The organism is Flavobacterium sp. (assembly GCF_044368995.1).
Classification (GTDB): domain Bacteria; phylum Bacteroidota; class Bacteroidia; order Flavobacteriales; family Flavobacteriaceae; genus Flavobacterium.
Window position 1 is genome coordinate 1 of the sequence record NZ_JBIPMS010000177.1, and the last position, 5920, is coordinate 5920.

Here is a 5920-nt window from a genome sequence, read left to right on the forward strand (position 1 = left end):
CAGTTAATTCTTTAACTGCTTTAACTACTCCTAATTTAGAAGCACCAGCTTCTTTTAATACTACTGTAAATTCTGATTGCTCAGCAGCAGCACCAGCATCACCACCTCCACCAGCAGCAACTACGACGGCTGAAGCAGCAGGTTCGATACCATACTCATTTTTTAATATTGTTGCTAATTCGTTAACTTCTTTTACTGTTAAATTAACTAATTGCTCTGCGAATTGTTTTAAATCTGCCATTTTTTCTATCTTTAATGTGTTTAAAATATGTAATTTATTAAGTGCGTTATTTTTTGTTATTCTGCGGCTTGGCCTTTAGTTTCAGCATGGTTTAATAAAGCTGAAAGTAAACGTTTAGCTGGAGATTGTAATAATCCGATGATTTCACCGATAACTTCTTCTCTAGATTTAATAGCTACTAAGCTATCTAAAAGTTCGTCACCAATGTATACTTCTTGATTAATGTATGCTCCTTTTAAAACTGGTTTTGTTCCTTTTTTACGGAATTCTTTAATAATTTTTGCAGGACCATTAGCGGTATCTGCAATCATTATAGAAGTATTTCCTTTTAAAGTTGATGATAAATCTCCATAGTCGTTTGCAGAAACCTCCATAGCTTTCGCTAATAAAGTATTTTTTATAACTTCTAATTTGATTCCTGCTTTAAAACAAGCTCTTCTTAGGTCTGAAGTGGTCCCTGCATCAAGTCCAGAAATGTCTGCTAAATACACAACATTCACATCTGCTAACTGTGCAGTTAAATCTTCAATAGCAATTGATTTTTCTTCTCTAGTCATACTAAATATATTTAACTACCAATTATACTGCTTTAGGATCTAAAGCGATAGCAGGACTCATAGTACTTGTTAAGTAAATTGACTTAATGTAAGTACCTTTCGCTGCAGTTGGTTTTAATTTGATTAATGTTTGAACAATTTCGTGTGCATTGTCATAGATTTTATCAGCATCAAAAGACACTCTACCTATTCCTGCATGAACGATACCGGTTTTATCAACTTTAAAGTCAATTTTACCAGCTTTTACTTCTTGAATTGCTTTAGCAACATCCATTGTTACTGTACCTGTTTTAGGGTTTGGCATTAAGCCTCTTGGTCCTAAAACACGTCCTAATGGACCTAGTTTACCCATAACAGCTGGCATAGTGATGATGACATCAATATCTGTCCAACCGTCTTTGATTTTTTGAAGGTAGTCATCTAATCCAACGTGGTCTGCACCTGCTGCTTTAGCTTCCGCTTCTTTATCTGGAGTAACTAAGGCTAAAACTCTTACATCTTTACCTGTACCGTGTGGTAATGCTACCACACCTCTTACCATTTGATTTGCTTTTCTTGGATCTACACCCAATCTAACAGAGATATCAACTGATTCATCAAACTTTGCTGAAGCAATTTGTTTGATTAATACTGATGCATCTTTTAAAGAATATAATTTATTCTTTTCAATTTTTGCAGCAGCTTCTTTTTGTTTTTTTGTCAATTTTGCCATATCTCTTATTTTATAGGAGAATCTCCAGTTACAGTTATCCCCATAGATCTGGCTGTTCCAGCAATCATGCTCATTGCAGCTTCCATTGTGAATGCATTTAAATCTGCCATTTTATCTTCAGCGATAACCTTAATCTGATCCCAAGTAACATTAGCTACTTTTTTACGATTAGGCTCTCCTGAACCTGACTTTAATTTTGCAGCATCCATTAATTGAACTGCAGCTGGTGGAGTTTTTACAACAAAGTCAAAAGACTTGTCTTTATATACAGTAATTTGTACTGGACATATTTTGCCGGGTTTATCTTGTGTTCTAGCATTAAATTGCTTACAGAACTCCATGATGTTAACTCCAGCAGCTCCCAAAGCAGGTCCAACCGGTGGCGACGGGTTCGCAGCACCTCCCTTAACTTGTAGTTTAACTACTTTACTAACTTCTTTAGCCATTTTTTAAAATTTTACATTAATCAGTGGAAGCGATTAATGCGGGTTTATATATATGTAACAAAAATTATACTTTTTCAACTTGCATAAAACTTAACTCTAAAGGTGTTTTTCTTCCGAAAATTTTCACCATCACTTCAAGTTTACGCTTTTCTTCATTTATTTTTTCAATAGTTCCATTGAAACCGTTGAAAGGACCATCGATAACTTTAACTGTTTCATCAATTGTAAAAGGAATGATGATATTTTCTGTTGTTACAGATAATTCATCAACCTTACCTAACATTCTGTTTACTTCAGCTTGTCTTAATGGAACTGCTTCACCACCTTTAGTTTCACCTAAAAAACCGATGACACCGGTAATAGATTTAATAATATGTGGAATTTCACCTGTTAAGTTAGCTTCTATCATAACATAACCTGGGAAATACACTCTTTCTTTTGATATTTTTTTACCGTCTTTTACTTGTACTACCTTTTCTGTAGGCACAAGAACTTGAGAGACATAATCAGCCATTCCAACACGATTAACTTCTTGCTCAATATAAGCTTTAATCTTGTTTTCTTGTCCGCTTACCGCTCTAACGACATACCACTTCTTTACGTTATTATCAGCCATTTTGTATTAACCTTTTAACAAATTAAAGAAACCGTTTAATACTTTTGTAAAAGTCAAATCAATACCCCAAGTTGCCAAAGCAAATATTACTGAAAATAAGGCTACAACGATAGTGTATTTTTGAACTTCTGCCCATTCTGGCCAAGTTACATTTGATTTTAATTCTTCGAATGCTTCAGAGAAATATTTTAACATGATATTTACATTATTTTGCACGAGCGGAGGGATTCGAACCCCCATCAATGGTTTTGGAGACCACTATTCTGCCCTTGAACTACGCTCGTATGTTAAAATCAGTACCGATTGCTCGATACTGATTTAAAAATTTAATATTTGACTTTTAATTAGTCTAAAATTTCAGTTACCTGTCCAGCACCTACTGTTCTACCACCTTCACGGATTGCAAAACGTAAACCTATAGACAATGCAATTGGAGATAATAATTCAACATCAATAGTTAAGTTATCGCCTGGCATAACCATTTCTCTTCCTTGTGGTAACATAATAGTACCTGTTACGTCAGTTGTACGTACATAAAACTGAGGACGGTAGTTATTATGAAATGGAGTATGACGTCCACCTTCTTCTTTTTTCAAGATATAAACCTCTGCTTTAAATTTAGCGTGTGGTTTTACTGAACCTGGTTTAACAATAACCATACCTCTTTTGATATCAGCTTTATCGATACCTCTTAAAAGTAAACCTACGTTATCTCCAGCTTCACCTCTATCTAATATTTTACGGAACATTTCAACTCCAGTAATAGTAGAAGTTAATTTTTCAGCACCCATACCGATAATTTCAACTGCGTCTCCTGTATTAGCAATACCAGTTTCGATACGACCTGTAGCAACAGTTCCACGACCAGTAATTGTAAATGAATCTTCAACTGGCATTAAGAATGGTTTTTCAATATCACGAACTGGTAATTCAATCCATGTATCAACCGCATCCATTAATTCCATAATAGTAGCTACCCATTTTGGATCTCCATTCAAACCTCCTAAAGCAGAACCTTGAATTACTGGACCATTGTCTCCATCATATTGATAGAAAGATAATAAGTCTCTGATTTCCATCTCAACTAACTCTAATAATTCTTCATCATCAACCATATCCACTTTGTTCATGAATACTACCATTCTTGGCACACCTACTTGGCGACCTAAAAGGATGTGTTCACGAGTTTGTGGCATTGGACCATCTGTAGCAGCAACTACTAAGATAGCTCCGTCCATTTGTGCGGCACCTGTAACCATGTTCTTAACGTAATCCGCGTGACCTGGACAGTCAACGTGAGCGTAGTGACGTTTAGCAGTTGAATACTCAACGTGCGATGTGTTAATTGTAATACCTCTTTCTTTTTCTTCAGGTGCATTATCAATTTGATCAAATGACTTACCCTCACATAAACCAGCATCTGACAATACTTTTGTAATTGCTGCAGTTAATGTAGTTTTACCGTGATCTACGTGACCGATAGTACCAATATTCAAATGGGGCTTCGAACGGTCGAATGTTTCCTTTGCCATGATTTTAAAATTTAATCTTAGTTATTTATTTATTAGTGTTCAAAAATTATTTCTATTTTGAGCCAATGTCGGGAATTGAACCCGAGACCTCTTCCTTACCAAGGAAGCACTCTACCCCTGAGCTACACCGGCTTTTGTGAGTTCAGAAGTTAAAAACAAACCTAAATTTATTTTTAATTCTTTTATTCTATTATTATATATTAAAGATTTTACTTAAAAATAGTTTTAAATAAATTCATTTAAAAAGTTTGTGGGGAGAGCAGGATTCGAACCTGCGAAGTTTTCACAGCAGATTTACAGTCTGCCCTCGTTGGCCGCTTGAGTATCTCCCCTAACCTTACTTAAAAATCAAAAAAACAAATAATAATTTCTAAATATATGTTAGAAAAATGCATTTATTTATTTTAATTAACATCATTTCAAAGAGCCAGTGGAGGGACTCGAACCCACGACCTGCTGATTACAAATCAGCTGCTCTAGCCAGCTGAGCTACACCGGCGTTTTATACATAAAAAAAGTCCGCTATTTCTAACGGACTGCAAATGTATGTAATTTATTTATTAATCAAAACTTTTTTAAATCTTTTTTTCAATTAACTATGCGCTCTTAATTTTTCTTTTCTCTTTACTAGTAAACGTTCTAAAGATTCAACTGCTAAATCTGCTGCTGCTTCAAAACTTTTACTGTGTTTTTTTACAATGAAATCATCACCAGGCACTAACACCTTTAATTCAATTGTTTTGTTTTCCTTTTCGCTTATGTTCTCAACTTTTAAAAAAGCATCCGAAGAAATTACCTTGTCGTAATATTTTTCTAATTTAGTCATTCTTTCATCAATAAAATCAACTAATTTTCTGTCGATATTAAAATTAACTGCATGGACATTCACTTTCATAATAATTATAGGTATTTAATTAAACTTTACTTGTTTCTTGGATGTGCATTGCTATATACTTTTTTTAACTCTGACAAACTACTATGTGTGTAAATTTGAGTAGACGACAAACTTGCATGACCAAGCAACTCTTTAACTGAATTTAAATCTGCACCGTTATTTAACAAATGTGTTGCAAACGAATGCCTAAGAACGTGGGGGCTTCTTTTTACCTTTTCCGATATAGTACTAAAGTAATCATTTATTAATCGATACACAAATGTTTCGCTTATTTTATTTCCTTTTTTAGATAAAATTAACTTTTCGGGTGCATTAATAGTTTCTAGTTCTTTACGTTTTGTTAAATATAATTTTATTACCTCTGAAGTGGATGTTAATAAAGGTATAATTCTTTCTTTATTACGTTTTCCTAACACTTTTATGGTGCTATTATAAAAATCAAGCGCGTTTATCTCTAAATTAATTAGCTCTGCTCTTCGCATTCCAGTTGCATATAATAATTCTACCACCAACCTATTTCGTATGCTGTCAAAATCGGTTTCTAAAAAATGTAATTCAAATAAGGTTTTAATTTCTTTTTCAGAAAACGGAATCTGAACTTGCTTAGGTGTTTTTAACGATTTGTGTTTTACAAAAGGATTGGTATCAATTTGCTTTGTTTTTAAAAGAAATTTGTAAAACGATTTTAACGAAGCCATTTTTCTATTAATTGAAGTAGCTGCGATTTTTGCATCAGACAATTCAATAATCCAGCTTCGAATTAACGAATAATTTACTTCTTCTAGTAAACATCCATCATGATTTTTATTTAGAAACAGTTGAAATGATAAAATATCTTTTTGATATGCGTTCACAGTGAGTGGTGAATACTTTTTTTCTTTTTCTAGATATTCTAAATGAGAGTGTAAATTATTGCGCATA

The 5920-nt window shown here is 33.7% G+C and carries 8 protein-coding genes, 4 tRNA genes and 1 pseudogene; all 13 read right to left on the bottom strand.

The window, feature by feature from the left end:
* A pseudogene (locus ACIQ2I_RS09175) lies at window positions 1-241 on the bottom strand (50S ribosomal protein L7/L12); the annotation flags it as partial.
* A gap of 56 nt (window positions 242-297) precedes the next feature.
* Window positions 298-798, bottom strand: a complete 501-nt coding sequence (gene rplJ, locus ACIQ2I_RS09180; RefSeq protein WP_396182091.1) for a 50S ribosomal protein L10 — start codon at window positions 796-798, stop codon at window positions 298-300.
* 22 nt (window positions 799-820) lie between these two features.
* Window positions 821-1510, bottom strand: coding sequence for a 50S ribosomal protein L1 (gene rplA / locus ACIQ2I_RS09185; RefSeq protein ID WP_396182092.1), 690 nt, complete (start codon window positions 1508-1510; stop codon window positions 821-823).
* 5 nt (window positions 1511-1515) lie between these two features.
* Window positions 1516-1956 (bottom strand): 50S ribosomal protein L11, encoded by a 441-nt coding sequence (rplK, locus tag ACIQ2I_RS09190; protein ID WP_396182093.1) that lies wholly within the window; start codon window positions 1954-1956, stop codon window positions 1516-1518.
* 64 nt (window positions 1957-2020) lie between these two features.
* The gene (gene nusG, locus ACIQ2I_RS09195) at window positions 2021-2572 is read right to left on the bottom strand and encodes a transcription termination/antitermination protein NusG (RefSeq protein ID WP_396182094.1); all 552 of its coding nucleotides are present in this window, start codon (window positions 2570-2572) and stop codon (window positions 2021-2023) included.
* A 6-nt stretch (window positions 2573-2578) separates the two neighbouring features.
* Window positions 2579-2767 (bottom strand): preprotein translocase subunit SecE, encoded by a 189-nt coding sequence (gene secE / locus ACIQ2I_RS09200; protein ID WP_291241155.1) that lies wholly within the window; start codon window positions 2765-2767, stop codon window positions 2579-2581.
* Window positions 2768-2785: 18 nt separating this feature from the next.
* Window positions 2786-2856, bottom strand: a tRNA-Trp gene (locus tag ACIQ2I_RS09205).
* Window positions 2857-2916: 60 nt separating this feature from the next.
* Window positions 2917-4104, bottom strand: coding sequence for an elongation factor Tu (gene tuf, locus ACIQ2I_RS09210; protein ID WP_396182095.1), 1188 nt, complete (start codon window positions 4102-4104; stop codon window positions 2917-2919).
* Between the two features lie 60 nt (window positions 4105-4164).
* A tRNA-Thr gene (locus tag ACIQ2I_RS09215) sits at window positions 4165-4236 on the bottom strand.
* A gap of 119 nt (window positions 4237-4355) precedes the next feature.
* Window positions 4356-4436, bottom strand: a tRNA-Tyr gene (locus tag ACIQ2I_RS09220).
* A 93-nt stretch (window positions 4437-4529) separates the two neighbouring features.
* A tRNA-Thr gene (locus ACIQ2I_RS09225) sits at window positions 4530-4603 on the bottom strand.
* A gap of 93 nt (window positions 4604-4696) precedes the next feature.
* A complete protein-coding gene (gene hpf / locus ACIQ2I_RS09230) occupies window positions 4697-4999 on the bottom strand; it encodes a ribosome hibernation-promoting factor, HPF/YfiA family (RefSeq protein WP_396182096.1) in 303 nt (100 codons plus the stop codon).
* 26 nt (window positions 5000-5025) lie between these two features.
* A partial coding sequence (locus ACIQ2I_RS09235; protein WP_396182097.1) for a tyrosine-type recombinase/integrase occupies window positions 5026-5920 on the bottom strand: 895 nt, incomplete at its 5' end.